This window comes from Micromonospora parva, from assembly GCF_040649675.1.
In the GTDB taxonomy this organism is placed as follows: Bacteria; Actinomycetota; Actinomycetes; order Mycobacteriales; family Micromonosporaceae; genus Micromonospora; species Micromonospora parva.
This window is the reverse complement of record NZ_JBEZFX010000003.1, coordinates 49580-74936: the sequence shown is the minus strand read 5'-3', so window position 1 is coordinate 74936 and position 25357 is coordinate 49580. Positions and strand designations below refer to the sequence as shown.

Annotated in this window: 19 protein-coding genes and 1 riboswitch; of the genes, 12 read left to right on the top strand and 7 right to left on the bottom strand. The window is 72.1% G+C overall.

Going from position 1 to position 25357, the window contains the following annotated elements; all coding sequences use genetic code 11:
* Positions 1–4 precede the first annotated feature (4 nt).
* Entirely contained in the window at positions 5–1123 is a 1119-nt protein-coding gene (locus AB0C03_RS08765) for a hypothetical protein (RefSeq protein ID WP_357635654.1), read from the bottom strand.
* 131 nt (positions 1124–1254) lie between these two features.
* Between AB0C03_RS08765 and AB0C03_RS08760 the strand changes: the two genes are divergently transcribed.
* Genes AB0C03_RS08760 through AB0C03_RS08745 form a run of 4 tightly spaced genes read left to right on the top strand, consistent with a single transcriptional unit; the run spans position 1255 to position 5378 of the window.
* On the top strand, positions 1255–1860 hold the full coding sequence (locus AB0C03_RS08760) for a class I SAM-dependent methyltransferase (protein ID WP_357635651.1): 606 nt from the start codon (positions 1255–1257) through the stop codon (positions 1858–1860).
* A 41-nt stretch (positions 1861–1901) separates the two neighbouring features.
* Positions 1902–3581 (top strand): ABC-F family ATP-binding cassette domain-containing protein, encoded by a 1680-nt coding sequence (locus tag AB0C03_RS08755; RefSeq protein WP_210861578.1) that lies wholly within the window; start codon positions 1902–1904, stop codon positions 3579–3581.
* On the top strand, positions 3578–4378 hold the full coding sequence (locus tag AB0C03_RS08750) for a nucleotidyltransferase domain-containing protein (protein ID WP_030329933.1): 801 nt from the start codon (positions 3578–3580) through the stop codon (positions 4376–4378). The genes AB0C03_RS08755 and AB0C03_RS08750 overlap by 4 nt, the downstream gene beginning before the upstream one ends.
* A 37-nt stretch (positions 4379–4415) precedes the next feature.
* Positions 4416–5378 (top strand): aldo/keto reductase, encoded by a 963-nt coding sequence (locus AB0C03_RS08745; protein WP_357635646.1) that lies wholly within the window; start codon positions 4416–4418, stop codon positions 5376–5378.
* Positions 5379–5804: 426 nt separating this feature from the next.
* On the opposite strand, the gene AB0C03_RS08740 is transcribed toward AB0C03_RS08745, so the two are convergent.
* Positions 5805–6437, bottom strand: a complete 633-nt coding sequence (locus AB0C03_RS08740) for a hypothetical protein (protein ID WP_357635643.1) — start codon at positions 6435–6437, stop codon at positions 5805–5807.
* Positions 6438–6508: 71 nt separating this feature from the next.
* A complete protein-coding gene (locus AB0C03_RS08735; RefSeq protein WP_357635640.1) occupies positions 6509–12340 on the bottom strand; it encodes a ThuA domain-containing protein in 5832 nt (1943 codons plus the stop codon).
* A 312-nt stretch (positions 12341–12652) separates the two neighbouring features.
* Positions 12653–12762: riboswitch (TPP riboswitch) on the top strand.
* Here AB0C03_RS08735 and thiE point away from each other — a divergent pair.
* The 7 genes from thiE to thiC all read left to right on the top strand — a co-directional run bounded on the left by thiE (position 12757) and on the right by thiC (position 18671).
* On the top strand, positions 12757–13383 hold the full coding sequence (gene thiE, locus AB0C03_RS08730; RefSeq protein WP_030329941.1) for a thiamine phosphate synthase: 627 nt from the start codon (positions 12757–12759) through the stop codon (positions 13381–13383). It overlaps the preceding riboswitch by 6 nt.
* Positions 13377–14540, top strand: a complete 1164-nt coding sequence (thiO, locus tag AB0C03_RS08725; protein WP_435823364.1) for a glycine oxidase ThiO — start codon at positions 13377–13379, stop codon at positions 14538–14540. The genes thiE and thiO overlap by 7 nt, the downstream gene beginning before the upstream one ends.
* Positions 14531–14731, top strand: coding sequence for a sulfur carrier protein ThiS (gene thiS, locus AB0C03_RS08720; protein ID WP_030329946.1), 201 nt, complete (start codon positions 14531–14533; stop codon positions 14729–14731). Before thiO ends, thiS begins: the two co-directional genes overlap by 10 nt.
* The gene (locus AB0C03_RS08715) at positions 14728–15507 is read left to right on the top strand and encodes a thiazole synthase (RefSeq protein WP_357635637.1); all 780 of its coding nucleotides are present in this window, start codon (positions 14728–14730) and stop codon (positions 15505–15507) included. The genes thiS and AB0C03_RS08715 overlap by 4 nt, the downstream gene beginning before the upstream one ends.
* Positions 15504–16280: a thiamine phosphate synthase gene (locus tag AB0C03_RS08710; protein ID WP_357635634.1), complete on the top strand. Its 777-nt coding sequence runs from the start codon at positions 15504–15506 to the stop codon at positions 16278–16280. The genes AB0C03_RS08715 and AB0C03_RS08710 overlap by 4 nt, the downstream gene beginning before the upstream one ends.
* Entirely contained in the window at positions 16277–17062 is a 786-nt protein-coding gene (gene thiD, locus AB0C03_RS08705; RefSeq protein WP_210864739.1) for a bifunctional hydroxymethylpyrimidine kinase/phosphomethylpyrimidine kinase, read from the top strand. Before AB0C03_RS08710 ends, thiD begins: the two co-directional genes overlap by 4 nt.
* A gap of 16 nt (positions 17063–17078) precedes the next feature.
* A complete protein-coding gene (thiC, locus tag AB0C03_RS08700; protein WP_030329954.1) occupies positions 17079–18671 on the top strand; it encodes a phosphomethylpyrimidine synthase ThiC in 1593 nt (530 codons plus the stop codon).
* Positions 18672–18795: 124 nt separating this feature from the next.
* Here thiC and AB0C03_RS08695 read toward each other — a convergent pair whose 3' ends face one another.
* From AB0C03_RS08695 to AB0C03_RS08680, 4 genes are all read right to left on the bottom strand, one after another.
* Positions 18796–21876 (bottom strand): hypothetical protein, encoded by a 3081-nt coding sequence (locus AB0C03_RS08695; RefSeq protein WP_357635630.1) that lies wholly within the window; start codon positions 21874–21876, stop codon positions 18796–18798.
* 76 nt (positions 21877–21952) lie between these two features.
* Positions 21953–22261: a cupin domain-containing protein gene (locus AB0C03_RS08690; protein ID WP_030329959.1), complete on the bottom strand. Its 309-nt coding sequence runs from the start codon at positions 22259–22261 to the stop codon at positions 21953–21955.
* A complete protein-coding gene (locus AB0C03_RS08685) occupies positions 22258–23208 on the bottom strand; it encodes an LLM class F420-dependent oxidoreductase (RefSeq protein ID WP_357635627.1) in 951 nt (316 codons plus the stop codon). The genes AB0C03_RS08690 and AB0C03_RS08685 overlap by 4 nt, the downstream gene beginning before the upstream one ends.
* A gap of 2 nt (positions 23209–23210) precedes the next feature.
* Complete coding sequence (locus tag AB0C03_RS08680; protein WP_030329963.1) at positions 23211–23996, bottom strand: ABC transporter ATP-binding protein; 786 nt, start codon at positions 23994–23996, stop codon at positions 23211–23213.
* A gap of 270 nt (positions 23997–24266) precedes the next feature.
* Here AB0C03_RS08680 and AB0C03_RS08675 point away from each other — a divergent pair, with 270 nt between their 5' ends.
* Positions 24267–25298 (top strand): ABC transporter substrate-binding protein, encoded by a 1032-nt coding sequence (locus AB0C03_RS08675; RefSeq protein ID WP_210863765.1) that lies wholly within the window; start codon positions 24267–24269, stop codon positions 25296–25298.
* Positions 25299–25357: the final 59 nt, after the last annotated feature.

Below are 25357 nucleotides of genomic sequence, written 5' to 3'. Positions count from 1 at the left end.
CCGGTCAGTCGCCTGGCAGCTCGCCGTTGCCGCCCTGGCTTCCACTGTTGTCGGTCGGCCCGGCCGTCGGTTGCGCGGCCGTGCCACCGTCGGCGCGCTGTTGCAGCACGCCCCGGCTGAGGTGCAGCTCGATCATGTCGAACAGGATCTCGCGGACCTTGGCGTCACCCGCCTTGACCGCCGCGCCGTCCTTGCGAACCACCAGGGCGTACGCCAGGTAGTGGCCGCGGACCTGCCAGCCGACGCGTGCCGGAGCGCTGGTCAGGACGTCGGTGCCGTCGCCGTCGTCGCCGGTGAGGCCACGGAAACGGCCCTGCCGTTCGTCGAGCAGCTGCCGGAGCCGGTCCCGGGCTCGTTCCGCGCTGACCTTGTCGGTGAGGTTGAACAGGCCGGCGGTGACCAGGTGCCCGTCGTCGGGCGTGCTCAGCGTCGCCCGGACGATCTGGTTGCAGCCGAGCCGGACCAGCAGGTCGGCGACCTCGTCGGTGGCGGCGACGGCACAACTGCCGCTGGACTGGGTCTTGAGCACCCGGTAGCTGGGCTGGCCGTCGGTGAGCTTCAGTTCCTTGCCGGGGAAGAGTTCCTTGGCGGTGAGCGGGGCCTGGTCGGTGTCCCGGGAGTCGAGGGCCACCCGTTCCGGCGTGGCCGACGGCGCGGCGGCGTTCGGCTGGTACGTCGGGTTGCTCTGCGGCTGCTGCTCGTTGCGGTCGATGAGCAGCGCGGCGGCGCCGAGGCCGCAGAGGGCGAGCAGTACCAGGACGGCGGCACCGCCGATCAGTACCTGCCACAGCCGGCCGCCGCCGCGCCGGGCGTTCGGTTCCACCGGGGTCGCCGACGTGTAGATCTGGCTGCGCGGCGGTGCGGGCGGGATGTCGGCACGAGTCGGCGTGGACTGCGGCAGGTCGGCCCGTACCGGCGCGGACTGTGGCGGGTCGGCGCGGGTCGGCGCGGGCGACGACGAGGGCAGCGAGAGCTGGTTCGGCCGGGGCAGCGACGGCGTCGGGAAGCGCGACGGGGACGGCCCGGCCGGCGGGGGCGGGCCGGTGCCGAGCACCGACAGGTCGGACCCGGGCTCCGGGTAATCCTCGAAAGCGTCCTCATCGGACTCGTACCGATACACCATGTCGCCCAGAGTAGGAGCGATTGTCCCTTTAGGGGGTAATTTCAGGGAAATGCGCGCGTGGGCCGGGACAGGTCCGTGGAGAAGGCCGATCGCCCCGGCGGTCCTTCCCGGGCCGGTGCGAGAATTGCCCGGTGACCGGCGACCACTACTTCACCGCTCAGCCCACCAGCGACGCCCCGGCGCGCGAGGTCGAGTTCTCCGTCGCCGACCGCGACTACCGGCTCGCCTCGGCCGGCGGAGTCTTCTCCGCCAGCCGACTCGACCCGGGCACCGCCGTGCTGCTGCGCAAGGCCGAGCTGCCCGCCGCCGACACCGTGGGCGACCTGCTCGACCTCGGTTGCGGGTTCGGGCCGATCAGCTGCGTCCTGGCCGACGTCGCGCCGGCCAGCACCATCTGGGCCGTCGACGTCAATGCCCGGGCCCGCGAGCTGACCGTCGCCAACGCGGCTCGGATCGGCGCCGCCGACCGGGTCCGGGTCAGCGCACCGGACGACGTCCCGGAAGACCTCCGCTTCGCCCAGCTCTGGTCGAACCCGCCCATCCGGATCGGCAAGGACGAGCTGCACGAGCTGTTGCGGCGCTGGCTGCCCCGACTCGCCCCGGACGGTGTCGGCTGGTTGGTCGTCGCCCGACACCTCGGCGGCGACTCGCTGCAACGCTGGCTCACCGAGCAGAGTTGGCAGGTCGAGCGGTACGCCAGCCAGAAGGGCTTCCGGGTGCTGCGCGTCACCCGGTAATTGGATGTACCCCCCGACCCTCACTGGGGCAGGATCCCGGCGTGGGATACGTGGACGTGGCAGCGGTCGGGCACATCCTGCCCGACGGTCGGGAACTCTTCGCCGACGTGTCGTTCCGGGTCGGTGAGGGCAGCAAGGTCGCCCTGGTCGGGCCGAACGGCGCGGGAAAGACGACGCTGCTGAGGATGGTCGCCGGCGACCTGCCGGTGCGCACCGGCGTCGTCGCACGGGCCGGCGGGCTGGGCGTGATGCGCCAGTTCATCGGCATGATCGGCGACGAGTCGAGCCTCGCCGACCTGGCGTTGTCGCTCGCCCCGCCGGCCCTGCGCGACGCCGGCCGGCGACTCGGCGAGACCGAGGCGGCAATGCGGGCGGCCGAGGCCCACGGCACGTTCAGCAACGCCGCGGGCAAGGCCCAACTGGCGTACGCCGATGCGCTCGGCGCCTGGGGCGAGGCCGGCGGGTACGACGCCGAGGTGCTCTTCGACACCGTCGCGACGATCGTGCTCGGTCAGCCGTGGGACGCCGTCCGGGACCGGCCGGTGCGTACCCTCTCCGGCGGCCAGCAGAAGCGCTTCGCGCTGGAGTTGCTGCTGCGCGGCCCGGACGAGGTGCTGCTGCTCGACGAGCCGGACAACTTCCTCGACGTGCCCGGCAAACGCTGGCTGGAGGCGCGACTGCGCGAGTCGACCAAGTCGGTGCTCTACGTCTCGCACGACCGCGAGCTGCTGGCCCAGAGCGCCGACCGGGTGGTCGCCGTCGAGGGTGGCAGTGCCTGGGTGCACCCGGGCGGCTTCGCCAGCTGGCACGAGGCACGGGTGGCCCGGCACGCCCGCCTCGACGAGCTGCGCCGACGGTGGGACGAGGAACACCAGAAGCTGCGTGAGCTGATGCTGATGTACAAGCAGAAGGCCGCGTACAACGACGGGTTGGCCTCGCGCTACCAGGCCGCGCAGACCCGGTTGCGGAAGTTCGAGGAGGCCGGGCCGCCGCCCGTACCCCCGAAGGACCAGGACATCCGGATGCGGCTGGCCGGCGGGCGGACCGGCAAGCGCGCGGTCGTCTGCGAGCAGCTTGAACTCGACGGCCTGACCTACCCCTTCGACCTGGAGATCTGGTACGGCGACCGGGTGGCGGTGCTCGGTGCCAACGGCACCGGCAAGTCGCACTTCCTGCGGCTGCTGGCGCGCGGCGGCACCGACCCCGACCCGGCGAACGGACCGGTCGACGGAGCGGGGGCGCTCGCACCGGTGGCGCACGACGGCGTGGCCCGCCTCGGTGCCCGGGTCCGCCCCGGGCACTTCTCCCAGACCCACGACCGGCCGGAGCTGATGTCGAAGACGCTCGTCGAGATTCTCTGGCGCGGCGACGAACACCGCACCGGGATGGACCGACACGCGGCGATGGGCGTGCTCAGCCGCTACGAGCTGGCCGCGCAGGGCGACCAGCGGTTCGGCACGCTCTCCGGCGGGCAGCAGGCCCGGTTCCTGGTGTTGCTGCTGGAGTTGTCCGGGGCGACCCTGTTGCTGCTCGACGAGCCCACCGACAACCTCGACCTGGCCAGCGCGGAAGCGCTCGAAGCGGGCCTGAACGCGTTCGAGGGGACGGTGATCGCGGTCACCCACGACCGCTGGTTCACCCGCTCCTTCGACCGGTTCGTGCTGTTCCGGGGCGACAGCGAGGTGGTGGAGACCCCGGAACCGGTCTGGGACGTCGGGTGATCCCGGCCGACCTGCCCGACCGGCTGTGCGCCGTGCCGGGCGTGGTCGCCGTGGCGCTCGGCGGCAGCCGGGCACGCGGCGAGCACCGCCCCGACTCCGACTGGGACCTCGGCCTGTACTACCAGGGTGAGCCGGACGTACCGGCGCTGCGGGCGATAGCCGCGACCGTCGCCGACGACCCGGCGGTGGTACTCACCGCACCGGGTGGTTGGGGGCAGTGGGTCGACGGCGGTGGTTGGCTGCGGATCGGCGGGGTCGCCGTGGACTGGATCTACCGGGACCTCGACCGGGTGCGCCGCGTCTGGACGGACTGCCGCGCCGGCCGGTACGAGGTCGGTGTGCAGGCCGGGCACCCCCTCGGGTTCTACTCGTCGGCCTATGTCGGCGAGGTGGCGCTGTGTCAGGTGCTCGCGGACCCGACCGGCCAGCTGACCCGCCTGAAGGAACAGACCCGGGATTACCCGCCCGCGCTGGCCGACGCGCTGGTGGCGGGCGGCTGGGAGGCCGGCTTCCTGCTGGCCGGCGCGGCCAAGGCCAGCGCTCGCGGGGACAGCGGGTACGTCGCGGGCTGCCTGTTCCGGACGATCGGGGTGCTCGCCCAGGTGCTGCACGCCCGGGCGGGCCGGTGGCTGGTCAACGAGAAAGGGATGATCGACGCCGCGGGGCGGCTGCCGGGTGCGCCGCCGGACTTCGCGCGGCGGGCGCACGCGCTGTTGGGAGCCGTCGGTCACGGCCCCGCCGAACTGGCCGCGACCATCGACGCTGCCCGTGAGCTGGTCAGTGAGGTCGTCGGTTGAGCCGCCGCCGAGGTGGCCCGCACCGCGCCGGCATAGGGTGGATCTCGTGACTGACATGACCTATCGCCGGCTGGGCGACTCCGGGCTCGTGGTGTCCGTGGTCGGCATCGGCTGCAACAACTTCGGCCGCAAGCTCGACCTCGACGGCACCCGGGCGGTGGTCGACGCCGCAGTGGACGCCGGCATCACCCTCTTCGACACCGCCGACATCTACGGCGAGCCGCAGGGCGGCTCCGAGGAGCTGCTCGGGCAGGCGCTCAAGGGCCGCCGGGACGACGTGGTGCTGGCCACCAAGTTCGGCATGGACATGAACGGCCTCAACGGGCCGGACTACGGCGCGCGGGGTGCGCGGCGCTACATCGCCCGTGCGGTGGAGGCGTCGCTGCGCCGACTCGGCACCGACCACATCGACCTGTACCAGATGCACGAGCCCGACCCGGGCACCCCGATCGACGAGACCCTGGCCGCCCTGGACGACCTGGTCCGCGACGGCAAGGTGCGTTACCTGGGCAACTCCAACTTCGCCGGCTGGCAGATCGCCGACGCGGACTGGGTCGCCTCGTCCAACGGCCGGTCGCGCTTCATCAGCGCGCAGAACCACTACAGCCTGGTGGAACGCTCGGTGGAGGCCGAGGTGATCCCGGCGTGCGAGCGGTTCGGCCTCGGCATGCTGCCGTTCTTCCCGCTCGCCAACGGCCTGCTCACCGGCAAGTACAAGCGCAGCGAGCAGCCCCCGGCCGGCAGCCGGCTCTCCGGCGGTGGCCGGTACGCCGAGCGGCTCGCCGCCGCCGACTGGGACACCATCGAGGCGATCGAGGCGTACGCGGCCGAGCGGGGTCTGAGCATGCTCCAGGTGGCGATCGGTGGGCTGGCCGCCCAGCCGGCGGTGACCTCGGTGATCGCCGGTGCCACCACGCCCGAGCAGGTACGCGCCAACGCCGCCGCCGGCACCTGGGAGCCCAGCGACGAGGACCTGGCGGCGCTGCGCGCCGTCCTCTGAGCGGCGCGGCCGGGCTCTCGGTGCGGCCTGGCTCTCGGTGCGGCCGGGCTCGGTGCGGTGCGGCCGGCGCGGCGCCTTGATCCACTCGTGTTCCTGGAAGTCGCGGTGACCTGGGGCCGGGGAAGGCGCGGTTTCATGAAAGTCGAGTCGATCATGACCGCGGCCCGGTGACGCCAGCGCGGGCTGGCGGTGACCGACCAATCCGGCTCGGTGGGTGAGATGACGATGGGCCGGGCCGCTGGTTGCGGCCCGGCCCGTTCCGTCGTCAGTGTCGCTCAGTCGGCCGCCCCGGCGAGATCGTCGCGGTCTGTCGGAGCGGCGGCGAGATCGTCGTGGTCTGTCGGTGCGGCGGCGAGATCGTGGTGATCCGTCGGAGCGGCGGCGAGATCGTGGTGATCCGTCGGTGCGGCGGCGAGATCGTCTTCGTCAGTCGGTGCGGCGGCGGCCGAACAGCATGGCCACCCCCATCGCCGCGGCGACGAGGACCAGGCCGGCCGCCGCGAACGGCCACCAGCCGGCGCCCGCCTCGCCTGCCCCGTCCGTTGGCTTGGTCACCGCGACCGGCTCGGGCGCCGGCGGTGACTGCGCCGCCCGGGCCTGCACCGTGGCGGTGGCCTTGCCCGGCAACGGGGCGGGGGAGTTCACCGTCACCTTCCAGGTGCCGGTGGAGAGGACCGGGCCGCTGCTGTAGAAGCCGTGCCCCTCGGGCTGCGGTTCCAACTGCACCGGCCCGACCTTCTGCCCGTCCGGGCCGGTGGCGGTGAGGACCAGCCGCACCACCTGTTCCAGCCGGCGGCCATCGGTGTAGCTGGCCTGGATGGTGACGCCCTGAGCGCCGTCGCCGGCCACCGTGAGCTTGAGCTTGTCGGCCTGCGCCGCCCGGGCCGCCGGAGCGGCTTGCGCCGCTGGGGCGCCCTGCACCACCCGGGCCGCCTGCGCCGCTGGAGCTGCCTGCGCCGCCTGAGCCGCCTGGGCGGCGTGCGCCGCCGGGGCGGCGGCGAACAGGGTCAGGGCCAGTCCGACGGACCCGGCGGCCAACACCTTGCGGATACCCGTCACGGACATCCCCTCCCTACCGATGAGGGAGGCCCCTCCCCGACGCCGCAGCGCCGGGGAGGGGCCTCGTCGGATCAGAGCTGGCGACCGGGTGCCAGCCGGGTGGCGTCGCCACCGAGCCGTCCGGTGCCCTTGACCGAGTCGCCGTCGTTCGCCTTGACCCCGGCCTTGCTGGCCGCGCCGCCGAGCCGAACGATCATGGCGTCGGCGTCCCGGATCAGGACGTCCCGGACCTCCGCCTCGGGCACCAGCGTGGTGTCAGAGGCGAGCGTCCGGAACGCGGTCAGCTGCCGTACGGCCGCCTTGTCGTCGCCGGCCGCCTCGGACGCCCGCACAGCGTCGAGCTTGTTCGACAGTTGCTTGTGCGCCTTGGTCGAGAGCCGCCCCGTCGCCTTGAACCGGTCCAGCAGACTCTGCATGTCCCGGAACGAGGTGGTGACGAAGAACCGGACCGTCGAGGTGGTCTTGTTGCCCGCCTTGTCGGTCGCGGTCACGGTCAGCTCGTGCAGGCCGAGCGACAGGTCGTACATGGCCTGCAGCGTGCCGCTGGCGTACGCCTGGCCGTCGAGCTGGCCGACCACGGTCGCGATGCCCGAGGTCGGGTCAACGGCCTGCCAGGACACCCGAACGTCCTGGCTGTCACCGTAGAGCTGGCCGTCGGCGAGACCGGAGACCAGCAGCGTCGGCTTGGTGCCGTCGATCTTCAAGACCGCCGACTTGAGCGTCTCGGCGTTGCCCGCCTTGTCGGTCGAGCGGTACAGCAGCTCGTGCTGCCCGTCACCGGTCACCTCGACCGGCGTCGTGTACGGCGTCCACGCGCCACCGTCCAACGACCACTCCACCGTCTTGACGCCGGAACCGGCGTCGGTGGAGGCCAGCACGACCGGGATGGTCCCGTTGTGCCAACCGGCGTCGTTCGCCGGAGCGAACGTCGCCGTGGTCACCGGCGCGGTGGCGTCGATCTTGACCGAGACGGTCTTGGTCGCCTCCACGTTGCCGGCCTTGTCCGTCGAACGGAACCGGAGCTCGTGCTCGCCGTCCCCGCTGACCGCCACCGGAGCGGTGTACGCCGTCCAGGTGGTGGCCCCGTCCAGCTGGTACTCGGTGCTGGCGAGCCCGCTACCGCCGGCCTCGTCGGCGCCGGTGAGCGTGATCGTCACCGGTCCGGTGTACCACCCGTCGGTCGGGGTGCCGGAAACCGCCGCGGTGGTCACCGGTGCGGTCTCGTCGGCCACCTCCGTGCTGAGCCGGAAGTAGTCGAACGAGGCGGTCTTCGACGCCGTCTGGTTGGCGCCGAGGGTGAACAGCCCCACCTTCGGGGTGGCACCCACCGCGGTGTTGGTCAACGCCTCCAACGCGGTCCAGGACGTCCCGTCCGCCGAGTACGACGCGGTGAACGTGTTGCCGACGCGCGCCAACCGCAGGTGCCAGACGGCGCTGGTCAGGTTGGTCACCTCCGGCTGCGGGTTCTGCACCGTACCGGCGATCTCGCTGCGGAACTCGATCCGCCGCGTCACCGCCGAGCCGGCCTGGTTGTCCGCGATGAAGTCGAACTTCAGGTAGTTGTCGTCGTCGGCCTGCACGAGCAGACCGGCCTGCTGGTACTGCTCGTTCAGCAGACTGCCGTCGACCTTCGTCTCCAGGGTCCAGTCGCCCGAAGGCGCGGTCTGGAGGATGAAGTTCTTCGGCCCGGTGTTGTCGGTGCCGTAGATGTCACCGTTGGGCACGTCGATCCGCAACGCGCCACCGGTGACCCGGTAACCGGTCGGGTCCTCCCGCAGGATCGCGTCCCACCGGCACTTGTCCAGCGTGCTGCCGTTGAACTCGTCCGAGGGGTCGACCGGCCCGGCCGGGGCGTCCGGCGTCACCTGGAACGAGTCGAAGGCCGCGTCGACAACCGGTGCCTCGGTGCCACCGTTGAGCGCGAAGACCCCGATCCGCGGGTTGGTGATGCCGGCGAGCGCGGCCGAACGGCCGACCGGGGTGAACGTCTGACCGTCGCCCGAAACGGACGCGGTCAGGTTCGTCCCGTCGCTGGTGACCCGCAGGTACACGGTGTCACCCGCCGGTGCGTTGGTGGCGTCGGCAGACTCGTTGCGCGGCGTGCCCGCCGTCTCCCGGATGAACTCCACCCGCCGGCTGCCGTTGTACAGCAGGTCCAGCTTGGCGTAGTTGTCGTCGTCGCCGTACACCAGCAGGCCGGCCTGCTGGTAGTTGGCCGTCACCGGCAGGGTGACCTTGGTGGTCATCTCCCACGCGCCGGTCGGAGCCGCCTGGAGCACCAGGTTGGTGGCGTCGTTGCGTGCGCCGTAGAGGTCACCCACGCCGGTGGGCAGCCGCAGTGCGCCGCCACTGAGCGAGTAGAGCTGGTTCTCCCGGATCACGCTCGTCCAGCGGTCCTTGTCGAGGGTGTTGCCGTTGAAGTCGTCCGAACGCGCCCCGAAGCAGGACGTGTCCGGCGCGTCGACCCGCACCGGCACCGTGGCGTACGACTTGGCGCCCTTGCTGTCGGTCACCGTGAGGGTGGCCGTGAAGGTGCCCGCGCTGGTGTAGGTGTGGCTGGCGTCCAGTGTGGTCGCCGTACCGCCGTCACCGAAGTCCCAGGCGTACGTCAGTGGGGTGTCGCCCTCGGCGTCGGTGGCCGTGCCGTCGAAGGCGACGGTGACCGGTGCGGTGCCGGTGGCCGGGGTGGCCGTGGCACTGACCACCGGCGGCCCGTTCTCGGTGACACCGCGGCCGACGAAGTCCATCCAGTTGACGTTGAACAGCGAACCCGATCCGCCGTTCGGGTCGCGGGCCAGGAAGTACAGCGAGCCGCTCGCGGCGCCGGTAACCGGTGCGCTCACGTCCGTGTACGTCTGCCACGCGCCGGTCGCCGGCACGGTGGCCGTGGCGACCACCGGTCCGTCAACCGCACCGGCGCGAACCTCGATCCGACCGCCAGCGGCGGCGGAGGCGGCCCGGAACCGGATCTCGGTGATGTTGGTCAGGTCCGCCGGGGCGAGCGACCACCAGTCGCCGTCCTCGATGAACCCGATGTTCTGACCGCCGCCGGCGGTGTCGGCGCCGGTTTCCCGCTGCACGCCGGCGTCGCCGCCGCCGGTGCTCACCGGTGCCCGCCCGGTGGCGGTGAAGAACTCGGCCTGCTTGCGCTTGGGCTGCAGCACCTCGATGACCCGACCGGTGAGCGGGCTGGCGCCACCGGCGCCACCGTCGTCGGTGTAGGTGGCCTCGAAGACCGCGAAGACGTTCGCCTCGGCGCCGTGCCCGGAGGCGAGCGACGTCTGGACGGTGCCGGTGCAGCCGGTGTGCTGCTCCAACGGGTGGGCGTGCTCGTCGTGACCCAGGAGCACCTGGAGGTTCACCCGGTCACAGTCGATCTCCCCGTCCTCCGGGTCGGTCACCTTGATCGAGTAGCGGACCTGGTCACCCCACTCGAAGAACCCGCCGTCCGGTGGGAACTCGATGGTCACCGTCGGGGACGTGTTGCCCACGGTGACCGGAACGTTGGCCACCGCGGTACGGCCCTTGGGGTTGGTGACGGTGAGCTGGGCGGTGTAGTTGCCCGCCGTGGCGTACGTGTGGGTCGGGTTCGCCTCGGTGGAGGTCTGCCCGTCGCCGAAGGCCCAGGCGTAGGTGAGCGTGCCACCGTCCGGGTCCCGGGATCCGGCGCTGGAGAAGGTCACCGTCAACGGCGCCGCACCCGAGGTCGGGGTGGCGGACGCCGCAGCGATCGGTGCGCGGTCCCCGGCGGTGTAGTCGATCCGGTAGACGCCCGAGTTGTCGTTGTTGCCGCCGAAGCCGCTGCCCCACTCGATCAGGTACAGCGCGCCGTCGGGGCCGAACTCGAAGTCCATCGGCCGGACCATGGTCATCCCGGTGAGCAGCTGGTTGATGTCCACCAACGACTTGCCGTCGGGGGTCAGCTGCATCGTGTACATCTTGTTCTGGTTCCACTCGCCGAGCAGCGCCTTGCCGTCGTAGTACGCCGGCCACTTGCGCGTCGAGTTGAGGTCGGCGTCGTAGCGGTAGACCGGGCCGCCCATCGGGGCGCCACCGCCGCCGATCTCCGGGTAACGCGCGTCACCGGCGTACCCGTAGTCGACGGTCGCGGGGACGACCGGCGGGAGGTTGGTCAGGCCGGTGTTGTTGGGCGAGTTGTTCACCGGCGCGGCGCAGTCGAACTTCGCGCCGCTCGGGCCGGACGGGAACGTGTAGTCGTTGTAGGCCTCGTTCGTCCCGGTGCAGTACGGCCAGCCGTAGTTGCCGGGGGTCACGATGTTCCACTCGACCAGGCCCCGAGGGCCGCGGTTCGGGTTGTCGGAGTTGGCGTCCGGCCCGTAGTCCGCGACGTACAGCGTGTTGGTCTTCGGGTCGGTGCCGATCCGGAACGGGTTGCGGAAGCCCATCGCGTAGATCTCGGGACGGGTCTTCTCGGTGCCCGGCGCGAACAGGTTGCCGGCCGGAACGGTGTACGTCCCGTCGTCCTCCGGATGGATCCGGATCACCTTGCCGCGCAGGTCGTTCGTGTTGGCCGAGGTGCGCTGCGCGTCGTAGTCCTGGCGGCCGGCCCGCTCGTCGATCGGCGAGTACGAGTTCGACTCGAACGGGTTGGTGTTGTCGCCGGTGGCCAGGTACAGGTTGCCCTCGCCGTCGAAGGTCATGCTGCCGCCGGCGTGGCAGCAGGTGTTGCGCTGGGTGTCGACCCGCAGCACCTGCTTCTCGCTGGCCGGGTCGATGGTGTCACCGGTCACCGTGAAGCGGGACAGCAGGTTGCGGGTGACCCCGTCGTTCGGGGCGTAGTACAGGTACACCCACTTGTTGGTGGCGAAGTCGGGGTCGAGCCGGATGCCGATCAGGCCGTCCTCGTTGCCGGTGAAGACGTCCAGGTCGACGGCGGTGACGGTGTTGCCGGTGTCCGGCTTGATGATCTGCACCCGACCGTCGCGCTCGATGTAGAAGACCCGCCCGTCGGGGGCGATGTCCAGCTCCATCGGGTTGCTGGTGTTGCTGTCCAGGGAGACCTTCTCGAAGTTGGAGGTCTTCGAGGCGCCACAGTCGGCGTCCACCACACCGGCGGCGCTCTGGATGCCGCCGAGCAGGTGGGAGAGGAAGCCGGGCTCGGCGTACGACTCCCGGGTGTGCCCCAGACCGGTGTACCAGGAGCGGCCACCGTCGTAGTCCTGACACCAGGCGACCGGGTGGTCGGCACCCATCGCGCCGGCGCCGGGGGTGTAGCTCTTCTCGTCCAGGCTGGCCAGCACGTGCACGTCCGGCCGCGGGTTGCTCTGGTAGTTGTACCACTCGTCGAAGCGGGACCAGCGGTCCGGCAACTCCGCAGTGGACGGGTGGGCGTGGTCCTCCACCTTGACGGTGGCCGTCTGGTTCTGCGGGTGGTTGGCGAAGTACGCGCCGACCAGGTCGCCGTACCAGGCCCAGCTGTACTCGGTGTCCGACGCGGCGTGGATGCCGACGTAACCACCGCCGGCCTTCACGTAGCGCTCGAACGCCGCCTGCTGCTCGGCGTTGAGCACGTCACCGGTGGTGGAGAGCCAGATCACCGCCTTGTACTTCGCCAGGTTGGCGTCGGTGAATGCGGCGCCGTCCTCGGAGTTGTCAACGGTGAATCCGTTGGCGGCGCCGAGTTGTTGGATGGCGGCGATGCCGGTGGGGATGGAGTCGTGCCGGAAGCCGGCGGTCTTGGAGAAGACGAGGACGGAGTAGGGATCGGCTGCGGCCTTTGGCGCCTTCGGCGCCACCTGGCTGACCGGGGCTGCGGCTTTCGCATCCCGTGGGGGGACCTGGGCGGCCGCCTGGGCGGGCGTGCCGAACAGGGTGGTCGAGGCCATGGCCAGGGAGATCAGGGTTGCGGTGATGGGTACGCGGGCACGACGAGAACGGGACACGCCGCCTCCTGTGTCGTAGTGACAGAGCTCGCGGGAGTCGGCTCGCCGAAGGCCGTCCCTGATGGAGCCGGTGGTGACGCCGTGCCAGGGTGCCCCCACCGACATTTTGTCGAATCGCTGAACAAATTAATTCGGCTGGCTCGATGTCGGGCAAGATGCGGACGGGTAACGGTTCTGCAACGGCGGGCGACATTCCGAACAGGACCGCATGAAGTGCCCCATGGATCTTGATCGTTCTGATGTGGTCCGGCCCGCCGGCCGCCGCCGACCCGGCACCTTGGCAGGCCGGCGGATCTGTCGTACGGTGACACGCAAGTAACCCACGGGAGCCCGGTGTACCGGGCTGAGAGGGGGGCTGACAGCCCCCGACCGTCGAACCTGATCCGGGTAATGCCGGCGCAGGGAGGAGTGTTGCCGTGCCGTCCCTGGGGCGATTGCATCTCATCACCGACACCCGACCCGGGCGTGACCCACTCGCCGTGGTCCGGGCCGCCCTCAGCGCGGCCCGTGCCGAGCTGGTGGTGCAGGTCCGGGTGGAGGATTCCGCCACCGACCGTGAGGCGTACGACCTGGCCCGACGGGTGCTGGCGCTGTGCACCTCGTACGGGGCGTCCTGCCTGGTCAACGACCGGTTGCACGTGGCGCTGGCGGTGGGCGCCGCCGGTGGCCACGTCGGCGCCGACGACCTGCCGGTCGCCGCCGCCCGCCGGGTGCTCGGCCCCACCGGCGTGCTGGGCGCCACCGCCCGCGCGCCGGGCACCGCGGGCGAGGCCGTCGCGGCGGGAGCCAGCTACCTCGGCGTCGGACCGTGCCACACCACCAGCACCAAGACCGGTCTGCCGGATCCCATCGGGCCCTCCGGGGTACGTGCCGTCGTCGACGCCGTCGACGTGCCGGTCATCGCGATCGGTGGAGTGACCGCCGCCCGGGTGCCGGCGCTGCGGGCCGCCGGGGCGTACGGGGTGGCGGTGGTCGGTGCCGTCTCCGCCGCCGCCGACCCGGCACTGGCGACCGCCGCGCTGATCGAGGCCCTGACGTGCTGACCGGCCGGTTCCCGTCAGCGCCGTCGAGCGACCGGGTCCGGCCGGACGTGGCAGTGGTGGGGGCGGGGCCGATCGGGCTCGCGATCGCCTGGCGCTGCGCCGCGCGAGGGCTGCGGGTGGCGGTGCACGATCCCGCACCCGGCTCGGGGGCGTCGTCGGTGGCCGCCGGGATGCTCTCCCCGGTCGCCGAGGCGTACTTCGGCGAACGGCAGCTGACCGCGTTGCTGGTGGCGTCCGCCGAGCGCTGGCCGGCGTTCGCCGCCGAGCTGACCGAGGCGACCGGAGTCGGGATCGGCTACCGGACCGAGGGCACACTGATGGTCGGCCTCACCGGCGACGACCTGGCCGAGGCGCGCCGGCTCTGGGCGTACCAGCAGGGGTTGGGCCTGCCGGTGACGCCGCTGCGCCCCAGCGAGCTGCGCGACCGCGAACCGGCGCTCGCCCCCCGGGTGCGCGGCGGCGCGCTCGCGCCCACCGACCACCAGGTCGACCCCCGGCTGCTGGTGCCGGCGCTGCGCACGGCCGCGCAGCGGGCCGGCGTGGTGCTCGTGCCGCAACCGGTCCGGCAGCTGTCCGATCTGGACGCCGGTGTCACGGTGGTCGCCGCCGGCTGCGGGGCCGCCGCGCTCACCGGCCTGCCGGTGCGGCCGGTGAAGGGTCAGATCCTCCGGCTCCGCGCGCCCGACGGCCTCGCGCCGGGCTTCCGGCACGTGATCCGGGGGTACGCCGACGGCGAGCACGTCTACCTGGTGCCCCGCGCCGACGGCGAGGTGGTGCTCGGCGCGACTGTCGAGGAGCGGTCGGACACCACCGTCACCGCAGGCGCGGTGCAGCGGCTGCTGCGCGCCGGGGTCGACCTGCTGCCCGAACTGGCCGAGTACGACCTGGTCGAGGCCGTCGCCGGGCTGCGCCCGGGCACCCCGGACAACGCGCCGATCCTCGGCCCGCTGCCCGACCGGCCGGACGTGCTGGCCGCCACCGGGCATCACCGGCACGGCATCGTGCTCACCCCGATCACCGCCGACCTGATCGCCGACCTGGTGCTCGGCGGCGGACCCGACCCACTGCTCACGCCCTTGCGGGCGGACCGCTTCGGCCCGACCGGTGCCGTCGTGGGCGGACCCGGACCGACGATGGAGGGAAACCCGTGGAGTTGACGGTGAACGGGGCCGGGCGCAGCGTTCCCGCCGGCGCGTCAGTGGCGGACCTGGTCGGCGACATCGTGCCGCACCCACGGGGGGTGGCGGTCGCGGTCAACGGCGAGGTGGTGCCGCGCACCGGCTGGCCTACCCGGGCGCTGCGCGACGGTGATCGGGTCGAGGTGCTCACCGCGGCGCAGGGCGGGTGAGCGGCGTGCCGTTCGAGCTGGGTGGGGTGACCTTCACCTCACGGTTGATCCTCGGCACCGGCGGCGCCGCGAACCTGCACGTGTTGGAGCAGGCGATCCGGGCGTCCGGGACCGAGCTGGTCACAGTGGCGCTGCGCCGGGTGGGCACCGCGCCGGGCTCCACCGGTGGCCTGCTGGAACTGCTGGACCGGTGCGGCGTACGCCTGCTGCCGAACACCGCCGGCTGCCACACCGCGACCGAGGCGGTGAAGGTGGCCCGGCTGGCCCGGGACGCGTTCGACACCGCCTGGGTCAAGCTGGAGGTGATCGGCGACGAGCGGACCCTCCTGCCCGACGGGGTGGAGCTGCTCCGCGCCGCCGAGGAGTTGGTCGCCGACGGCTTCACCGTGCTGCCGTACACCAGTGACGACCCGGTGCTCGCCCGCCGCCTCGCCGACGTGGGCTGCGCCGCGGTCATGCCGGCCGGCTCGCCGATCGGTTCCGGGCTCGGCGTCGGCAACCCGCACCACATTCGGCTCATCCGGCAGGGTGTGGACGTGCCGGTGATCCTCGACGCCGGCATCGGCACCGCGTCCGACGCGGCCCTGGCGATGGAGCTGGGCTGTGACGGGGTGCTGCTGGCCAGTGCCGTCACCCGGGCGGCCGATCCGGTGGCGATGGCCACCGCCATGCGCTACGCGGTCGAGGCGGGCCGGCTGGCCGCCGGGGCCGGCCGGATCGAGCGCCGTTTCCACGCGCTCGCCTCCACCCCCGACGAGGGAAGACCCGAGCTGTGACAGCGCCGTCCGGGGTTGTCGTGTTGACCGATCGGCTCGTCGCGCGGGGTGGGCTCGACCGGGTCGTGGCCGCGGCGGTGGCCGGGGGAGTGCGCTGGGTGGTGCTGCGGGAGAAGGACCTGCCCCGTGCCGAACGCGCCGCCCTCGCCGCCGACCTGCGCGCGATCCTCGCCGACGTCGGCGGAACCCTCGTCGTGGCCGGCCCGGACCCGCTCGGCGGCGACGCCGTGCACCTGCCCGCCGCCGGCCCGTACCCACCGCCACCCCACCAGCTGGTCGGCCGCTCCTGCCACAACCAGACCGAGCTGACCCGCCTCACCACCGAGCACTACGCCACTATCTCCCCGATCTGGCCCACGAAGACAAAACCGGGTTACGGCCCACCCCTGGACGTCGCGGGGCTGGGCAGCCTGGTCCGCTCCAGCCCGGTGCCCCTGCTCGCCCTCGGCGGCATCGAGACACCAGAACAGGTAACCGCCTGCGTCGAGGCGGGAGCCGTCGGAGTAGCAGTCCTGGGCGCACTGATGCGAGCCAAAGACCCCGCCGAAACAGCCGCCACCCTGACCAGCGCCTATGCCAAGGCGGTCACCCCCAAGCTGACCCAAACCCGGCACGGGGTCAGCCAGGTCCCCACGTCAGGGCTGCGGCCGACCGTGCCCACGCAGGGATCAAGCCTGACCGCCCGGAGTGGGCACGGTCGGCCGCAGCCCCAAACCGCAACCAACCACGGCCTGCCGCAGCCCCAAACCGCAACCAGAGACTCAGGAAAATGACCCCGAGCACGATCCTCACCATCGCCGGCTCGGACTCCGGCGGCGGCGCCGGCATCCAGGCCGACCTCAAGGTCTTCGCCGCGCTGGGCGCGTACGGCACCAGCGTCCTCACGGCGGTCACCGCGCAGAACACCCGGGGCGTCGACGCGGTACTGCCGCTGCCCCCGCGCACTGTCACCGAGCAGTTGGACAGCGTGCTCACCGATTTCACAGTCGCCGCGGTGAAGACGGGGATGCTCGGCACCCCGGCGATCGCTGACGTGGTGGCCGAGGCGGCCCGGGACGGCCGGTTGCCGCAACTCGTCGTCGATCCGGTGCTGGTCGCCACGAGCGGTCACCGGCTCGGCGTGGTGGGCGCGGTGGAGCGGCTGTTGCCGTACGCCACTGTGGCGACCCCGAACTGCGCGGAGGCGGCGGCGATCACCGGACGCCCGGTGGACGACGTGGCCGCGATGGTCGTGGCCGCCGAGGCTCTGGCGGCCGGCGGCCCGGAGTACGTGGTGGTCACGGGCGGTGACCTCGACGGGGGCGAGGCGGTCGACGTGCTGCACGGCGCCGGGGTCACCACGGTGTTGCGCGGACCCCGGGTGAACACCCGGCACACCCACGGCACGGGGTGTTCGTTCTCCGCGGCCATCGCGGTGCGGCTCGGTCGGGGCGACGCGGTGCCGGTCGCCGTGGGGGCCGCCAAGGAGTACGTGCTCCGTGCGCTGTCCGGCGCGCGGGGCTGGGAGCTGGGCGCGGGGCGCGGGCCGCTGAACCACTTCGGCTGGTCCGCCTGATCACCAGGAGGCTGTCATGCACGCACGAGGCAAGGTGTACGTCGAGGGTTCGCGGCCGGATGTCCGGGTGCCGTTCGCGGAGGTGGGGCTGACCGGTGATCTGCCACCGGTGCGGCTCTACGACACGTCGGGTCCTGGTTCGGACCCGGAGGTGGGGCTGCCGCCGTTGCGGGGGCCGTGGATCGCCGAGCGGGGTGATGTGGCGCCGGTGCGGGGGCCGGGCACCCCGCTGGCCGGAATGGACGGTCGCCGGCCGACGCAGCTGGCGTACGCGCGGGCCGGTGTGGTGACGCCGGAGATGGAGTTCGTGGCGATCCGGGAGAACGTCGACCCGGAACTCGTTCGGTCCGAGATCGCCGCCGGCCGGGCGGTGCTCCCGCTCAACGTCAACCACCCGGAGTGCGAGCCGGCGATCATCGGAAAGGCGTTCCTGGTCAAGGTGAACGCCAACATCGGCACCTCGGCGGTCAGTTCGTCGGTCGCGGAGGAGGTGGAGAAGCTGACCTGGGCCACCCGCTGGGGCGCGGACACCGTGATGGACCTGTCCACCGGTAAGCGCATCCACGAGACCCGGGAGGCGATCGTGCGGAACTCCCCGGTGCCGATCGGAACCGTGCCGATCTACCAGGCGTTGGAGAAGGTCGGCGGCGACCCGGTGAAGTTGAGCTGGGACGTGTTCCGGGAGACCGTGATCGAGCAGGCCGAGCAGGGTGTGGACTACATGACAGTGCACGCCGGTGTGCTCCTGCCGTACGTGCCGCTGGCCGTGAACCGGGTGACCGGGATCGTGTCCCGTGGCGGTTCGATCATGGCGGCGTGGTGCCTGGCGCATCACGAGGAGAACTTCCTCTACACCTACTTCGAGGAGTTGTGCACGCTTCTCGCGAAGTACGACGTGACGTTCTCCCTCGGCGACGGGTTGCGCCCCGGCTCCATCGCCGACGCCAACGACGAGGCGCAGTTCGCCGAGCTGCGTACCCTCGGCGAGCTGACGAAGGTCGCCTGGGAGCACGACGTCCAGGTGATGATCGAGGGCCCCGGTCACGTACCGATGCACAAGATCAAGGAGAACGTGGACCTTCAGCAGGAGTGGTGCCACGAGGCGCCCTTCTACACGCTCGGTCCGTTGACCACCGACATCGCGCCGGCGTACGACCACATCACCTCGGCGATCGGCGCCGCGATGATCGGCATGTTCGGCACCGCGATGCTCTGCTACGTCACGCCGAAGGAGCACCTCGGCCTGCCGGACCGGGACGACGTGAAGGCGGGCGTGATCGCGTACAAGATCGCGGCCCACGCGGCGGACCTGGCCAAGGGGCATCCCGGCGCGCAGGCCTGGGACGACGCCCTGTCGAAGGCGCGGTTCGAGTTCCGCTGGGAGGACCAGTTCAACCTCTCGCTGGACCCGGAGACGGCCCGCTCGTACCACGACGCGACACTGCCCGCCGAGCCGGCGAAGACCGCGCACTTCTGCTCGATGTGTGGCCCGAAGTTCTGCTCCATGAAGATCACCCAAGAGCTCAAGGAGTACGCGGCGCGCGGCATGAAGGACAAGTCGGACGAGTTCATCTCCGGCGGTAGCCGGGTCTACCTGCCGCTCGCCTGACCTGCCCGCTGGGCCGGGCCGTCAGTGGTCCGGTGCGCGGGTTGCCGTGGGTTGATCGACTCGGGTTCATGAATGTCGGGTCGTCCGGGTGACTGTGTCAGCCCGGACGACCCGAGTCGATCGGTCAGTCGCGGTGGTGTCGGCCACTGGAGCGCAACGACCGGCGGCCGTTCTCCTGCTCGGGCTCGTTGTCCGACACCGGCTTGCTCAGCCCGGCGACCCAGTCGACGAATTCCTCGTCCTGGGTGGCCAGCGGCTCGGCCGCATCCGACGTCTTCGGGCCCTCCTCGTCGGCACGGGACCGGTTGCGGCGGAACAGCCCACCGAGTCGTCCTCGCCGGGAGGGTTGCTCCGCCACCTGGGCTGGTGACGTGGCGTCGGCACCCGCCGGATCGCCGGTGCCGCTGTCGGTCGCACCGGCGGGCGCGCCCACCGTCCCCGGCAACTCCGTCGGCTTCGGGTGTTGGGCCGCTACTGTCGGCTCGCTGGTGCCGGTCGAGGTCGTCCGTGCCGACGAGCTGTCCTGCGATTCCGTCGACTTGGCGCGCCGGGAGGTGTCGAACGCGTTCCAGGTGCCGGCCCGGCTCAGATCCGGCAACGGTGCCCGATGCCGGGGCCTGGGCGTCGGCTCGGTCGGCTCGTCGGGCCCCCTCGAACCGTCCGACGCCGTCGTCCCGGGCTCGGCGGCCTGCGGTGGCACCGTCCACGCCGAGGTGACCGGCCAGGCCGACGGTGCGGGCGTCCAGCGGTCCGTGTCCGGGTCATCGGCGGCGGTGGCCCCGAACAACCCGGCGGCGGGAACCTCGGGGGCGGGCCCGGCGCTGTCGGTGCCCCCGGCGATCACCGAGTCACTGGTCGGGTCGGCCGGTGCTGTCGAGCTGCCCGTGCCGGTCTTCGGAGCGCGTGGGGAGGCGGTGGCCGCCGCGGCAGAGTCGCCGGTCGCTGTCGGTTTCGCCGGTGCTCGCGCCGCGTCAGCTGGGGCGGTCGGTGCGTGTGTCGCCCCGGCGGTGGTGGTCGGTGCCTCGGCGGTTGCCGTGGCCGGTGACTCGGCGTCGGCCGGCACCGGCGTCGTGCCGCCTCCGGCGGCCGTCGAGCGGGCCGGCGTTCGCTTCGAGCCGGTGGCCGTTGCTCGCCGCCCGCCGGGAGCGGTGCTGCGGGCTGCTGCCGTGTCGGCGTCAGCAGCCGACGTGGGCTCGGACGTCGCGCTCGACCGCTCACCCGGGCTCTCCTGGCCGGGCACCGCAGTGGCGGTGGCCGCGTCGGAGCCAACGCTGTCGGCGGACCTGCCCGGCCCGGTCGCCCTCGTGGCGCGGCCGGTGGCCGTCTCGGGGGTGCTCGTCTCGGGGGTGGCCGTCGTGTCGGTGGGGGACGTGCCGTCAGCCACGGCGTCCGGGTCGGTCTTCGGCTTGCGGGCTCGGCGCGGCTTGATCGTCTGCGGCGGCTCGGGCGTGCCGTGGCCGGTCGTGCCCGTCCCGGATGCGCCCGTGCCGGTCGTGTCCGTGCCGGTGGTGTCCGTGCCAGTCGTTTCCGTGGCGGTCGTGTGCGTGCCGGTCGTGTGCGTGGCGGTCGTGTGCGTGCCGGTGGTGTCCGTGCCGGGTGCGTCGGTGCTGGTCGTGTGCGTGCCGGTCGTGTCCGTGCCGGGTGCGTCGGTGCTGGTCGGGGTGGCGGCCTTGCGGGTGGTGCGCCGACCGGTCAGCTTGCCGCTCGTGCCCGTCGCCACGCTGTCGGTTGGCCCGTCGGCCGCTCGGCCGCCTGCCGGGTTGGTGGCGTCGGTGCGTCCGGCGGCGCTGCTGGTCGCGGTGGCGGCACTGGCGTCGGTGCTGGCCGAGGGCCCGGTCGTGGCCGGGGCGTCACCGTCGCGCACCGAGGGCGTCTGGGCTGCCGCGGCGAGTTCACCGGTCGGCGCGGTCAGCCAGGCAGCGGACTGAGTCGGACCGGCGGGAGACAACGAACCAGCGGAAGACAGCGGATCAGCGGGGGACAACGGACCAGCGGGAGACGCCGGGCCAGCGGGGGACAACGGGCCGGCGGGGGGCAGCGGATCCGCCGGAGACGGCGGGGTGGAGGCGGACGGAGCAGCGGCGGGAGTCGGGCCGTGCTGGCCGCTCGCTGTGGTCCCCGGCCAGTCCCAGTGGGCCGGGACGGTGCGTACACCCTCGGGGTCGCCCGTCGGCCACGGGCCGGCGACGACGCCCGGCTGCGCGCGGGTGGACAGTTCGGCGTTGGCCGACTCCGGGTCGGCGCGCTCGGCGGTGTCCCGATCGTTCGCCGGCGTGGCGTCGGGCAACGCCGGGCCGGCGGGCAGTGGGCGCAGGATGGCGGTGGGCTTGATCGCCTGCGGATCGGCGGTACGGGTGCCCGTCGGCCAGCGCAGCAGCGCGGCGGCGGCCGCGCCGAGTGCTCCGGCGAGGATCGCGATCAACGAGCCGTAGTAGGGGGTGGCCTGGTAGCGGTCCACCGCGTCACCCGGACCGGCCGTCAGGTAGGCGAACGCCACCAGCACCGGACCGGCCACCCCGGTGGCCCCGCTGACCAGTGGGGCCTGGCCGCGCCAGCGAGCCAGCCCGGCGGTCGCCGCGCCGGCCAGCAGCGCCACGGTGGGCAGCAGGAGCAGCGCCAGCCGCTGGGCGGCGGCGTCGCCGAGCCAGCTCGGCTCCAGCACGCCGAGCCGGACGGTCGGCAGCGGGCCGACAGTGCCGAGCGACGGCAGGACGGAGATGAGCGCCAGCAACCAGACCGCGCCGGCCACTGCCGTCATGTTCCAGCCCAGCTCGGGCCGGAACAGGACGGCGATCGCCGCGCCCGCCCCGATCACCGCACCGACCATGGCGCAGATGCCCACCGCCCAGACCGGGTCGACGGAGATCAGCTCCGCAGCGCGGGCGGGCTGCATGCAGAGCGGGGCGATGACTGTGGCGCCGAGCGCCGCCGCGCCACCGACCGCCAACTGCCGGCCGGTGCTGGCCGCCGGAACGTCGCGGCGGGCGAGGCGTCCGGTCAGGACGGCACCGGCCACGGCGGCGTTCGCGGCGAACCAGCCCACCCAGACGAGCTGGGCCGGCCACTGGTTGACTGTCGTACCGGTGAATGCGCCGGTCAGGCGGACGATGCCGAAACCGTACGCGACGCCGAGCTGGCCGGCTCCGGCCAGCACGCTCACCCCGAGCGCCGTGAGCAGCAGTTTGCCCCAGGTCCGAAAGGCCATGTCCGGCACGTTACGCACCTGGTACACCCGATAGCCAACGGCGCGCCGCGCGGCACGCCGGTGGCCACCGGCGGGTCTACTTGAGTTCGACCAGCCGGGCCAGGTAAGTCGTATCCCCGACATTGGTCAGCATGTGCACCGCGCCCGGGTCCCGGTAGACCACCCCGCCGGTGGGCTCGTCGGCGTCGATCCGGGTGCCGTCGACGGTCTGTACGACGTTCTTGGCGCCCTCGATCGCCACCACCAGGTAGGGGTGGTCGTGCCGGTGCAGCGGTTGCCGCTCGCCCGGTTCGAGGCGGATGTGCCAGACCCGGACCCGGTCGTTCTCGTACACGATCTCCTGACCCACCGGTCCGAGTTCGGTTCCGTCGATCACGTCGGTCATCGTGCTCCGTCCAGTTGGGGCAGCACCTCGGCGGCGATCAGCTCAAGGTGGTCGAGATCATCGAAGTCGATCAGGCGCAGGTGGACCCGCGTGGTGCCGATGGCGGCGAACTCGTTGATCCGTTGCGCGAGTTGCGCGGGGGAGCCGACCACCGGGTCCTCCGGAGGCAGCGCGCTCTTCTCGTGCAGGGGCGCGGCCCGACGCTGGGCCTCCGCGTCGGTGCGGCCGATGGCGACGACGATGCCGGCGGAGAGCACCAACGGGGCGCGCCCGGACTCCGCCCGTCCGGTCCGCTCACACGCTTCGCGCACCCGGTCGTACGCCTCGGCGGTGACGGCCACGGACTTGAACGGCATGTTGAACTCGTCGGCGTACCGGGCGGCCAGTTCGGGTGTGCGCTTGGGGCCGCGCCCGCCCACGATGATCGGCGGGCCGGGAACCTGCACCGGCTTGGGCAGCGCGGGAGCGTCCACCAGCCGGTAGTGGTCGCCGGTGAAGGTGTACGTCTGGCCGGGCGGGGTGCCCCACAAACCGGTGATCACCTCCAGCTGCTCGGCGAGCCGGTCGAAGCGCTCGCCGACCGCCGGGAACGGGATGCCGTACGAGGTGTGCTCGCGCTCGTACCAGCCGGCGCCGATGCCCAGGTCGACCCGGCCACCGCTCATCTGGTCGACCTGCGCGACCATCACCGCGAGCGGGCCGGGCAGGCGGAACGTGGCCGACGTCACCAGGGTGCCGAGCCGGATCCGTTCGGTTTCCCGGGCCAGGGCGGCAAGGGTCAGCCAGGCGTCCGTCGGGCCGGGCAGGCCCGGGTTCGCGCCCATCGACTGGTAGTGATCGGCGCGGAGGAAGCCCTCGTAGCCGCAGGCCTCAACCAGCCGGGCGAACCGGAGCTGGGTGTCGTAGCTGGCGCCACGGTTCGGCTCGGTGAAGACCGACACCCGCATGGTCAGTGTCCTTCCGCGCCGACGGAGGCCGGCTGCTCGCGTTCCATCAGCAGTTCGTGCAGGTCGGCACTGACCTGGGCGACGTCGGCCAGGTGGGCGTTGCGGCCCAGGGTGCGGGGCCGGGGGATGGCCACCTCGACGACCTTGCGGATCCGGCCGGGACGGGGGCTCAGCACGACCACCCGGTCGGCGAGCAGCACCGCCTCGTCGATCGAGTGGGTGACGAAGACGATCGTCGGCTTGTTCTCCATGTGCACCCGCTGGAGTTCGCCGGAGAGTTCCTCGCGGGTGAGCGCGTCCAGCGCGGAGAACGGCTCGTCCATCAGCATCACCCGGGGCTCGCCGATCAGCGACCGGCACAGTGACACCCGCTGCTGCATGCCGCCGGAGAGCTCGTGCGGCAGCCGCTTCTCGAAGCCGGCCAGCCCGGCCACGTCGAGCAGTTGCCGGGCCCGTTCCCGGTGCTTGGCGCGGCTCCAGCCGAAGATCTCCACGGGCAGCAGGACGTTGTCCAGCACGGTGCGCCAGGGCAGCAGCGCCGGCTTCTGGAACAGCATGGCGATGTCCTGGCGCGGGCGGGTGATCGGCGTACCGGCGACGGTGATCTCACCGGCGCTCAGCGGGAGAAGGCCGGCGATCAGCCGCAGCAGAGTGGACTTGCCGCAGCCGGAGCGGCCGAGCACGGCGACGAATTCGCCCTCGGCGACGTCGAGGTCGATGCCGCGCAGCGCCTCCACCCGGCCGGACCGGCCCTCGAAGGTGCGGGACACCCCGGACAGTCGGATCATCTCCGGCGTACCTCCGCTGAGTCGAGGGTCAGGAATCCGACAAAGGCTAACCGCCGTGTCGAGGTATGGCACCGGCTGGGGTGGTCGTCATGTTGTTTCCGTTCCGCAACCCGATACGCCTGGCGTCACAACTGTGGGTTTCTCGTACGCTGTGCCCGCGAAGAGTCCCCTCACGACGGCGGAGCCCGGCTTCCACCCCTCTCGCCGGCCCGTCATAACAACCCCCTCCGGTGGCCTGCCGGCCCCGGTCGGAAAGGACATGGTGCACTGATGAGAAGGCTGACCCGTACGGTCGCTACGGCCGCGCTGGCCACCGCCCTCGCCCTTGTCTCCGCCTGCAGCAGCGGGTCGGATTCGGCCGACGACGCCAAGGGCGGCGACGGCAAGGCGCTGGAGAAGGTGACCTACCTCACCTCGTTCGGCAACTTCGGCCGTGACTCCTACGCCTGGGTGGCAAAGGACAAGGGCTTCTTCAAGGAAGCCGGCTTCGACGTCGAGATCAAGGCCGGCCAGGGCACCGGCGGCGTGATCCAGACCGTCGTCGGCGGCCAGGCCGACTTCGGCCCGATCGACCTCACCGGCGGTCTGCTCCAGCTCGGCAACGGCCAGGCGAAGGACTTCACCGCGGTGGCCGCGATCCAGCAGCGCACCATGGCGGGCATCGCCACCGTCGAGGGCAAGAACATCAGCTCCCCGAAGGACCTGGAGGGCAAGAAGCTCGCCGACACCCCCGGGTCCGTGGTCCGCAACCTCTTCCCGACGTACGCCCGGCTCGCCGGTGTGGACGCGACCAAGGTGACCTGGGTCAACGGTGAGGCGCAGAACCTGATCGGCACGCTGGCCTCCGGCTCGGTGGACGGCATCGGTCAGTTCGTCGTCGGTCAGCCGACCATCGAGGCGGCGGCCAAGAAGAAGGCCGTCATGCTGCCGTACAGCAACGTGATGCAGGACCTCTACGGCAACGTGCTGATCACCTCCTCGAAGATCGCCAAGGAGAAGCCCGAGATGGTGAAGCGGTTCACCGCGGCGCTGCTCAAGGGCCTCGAGTACAGCCTGGCGAACTCCAAGGAGGCCGCCGACATCCTGAAGAAGAACGTCGACGCCACCAACCCGGTCTCCGCCGCCGCCGAGCTGGACCTGATGGCCGCGTACGTCCGCTCCGGCAACACCGGCACCGCGATCGGCACCCTGGACAGCGGCCGGGTCGCCAAGAGCATCGCCATCCTGCAGGGCGCCGGCGCGCTGAAGCAGAACATCACCCCCGAGCAGATCATCGACTTCAGCCTCGCGCCGAAGGCCTGATCGTCCGGTCGTCATCAGGGGGTACGTTCCGCCGATCCCGGTGGGGCGTACCCCCGACG

What these genes read in the sequence shown, in the direction of transcription:
- AB0C03_RS08765 (WP_357635654.1), bottom strand. Translation starts at nt 1,123, where the DNA reads ATGGTGTATCGGTACGAGTCCGATGAGGACGCTTTCGAGGATTACCCG.
- thiD (WP_210864739.1), top strand. Translation starts at nt 16,277, where the DNA reads ATGACCCCGAGCACGATCCTCACCATCGCCGGCTCGGACTCCGGCGGC.
- thiC (WP_030329954.1), top strand. Translation starts at nt 17,079, where the DNA reads ATGCACGCACGAGGCAAGGTGTACGTCGAGGGTTCGCGGCCGGATGTC.
- AB0C03_RS08695 (WP_357635630.1), bottom strand. Translation starts at nt 21,876, where the DNA reads ATGGCCTTTCGGACCTGGGGCAAACTGCTGCTCACGGCGCTCGGGGTG.
- AB0C03_RS08690 (WP_030329959.1), bottom strand. Translation starts at nt 22,261, where the DNA reads ATGACCGACGTGATCGACGGAACCGAACTCGGACCGGTGGGTCAGGAG.
- AB0C03_RS08685 (WP_357635627.1), bottom strand. Translation starts at nt 23,208, where the DNA reads ATGCGGGTGTCGGTCTTCACCGAGCCGAACCGTGGCGCCAGCTACGAC.
- AB0C03_RS08680 (WP_030329963.1), bottom strand. Translation starts at nt 23,996, where the DNA reads ATGATCCGACTGTCCGGGGTGTCCCGCACCTTCGAGGGCCGGTCCGGC.
- AB0C03_RS08675 (WP_210863765.1), top strand. Translation starts at nt 24,267, where the DNA reads ATGAGAAGGCTGACCCGTACGGTCGCTACGGCCGCGCTGGCCACCGCC.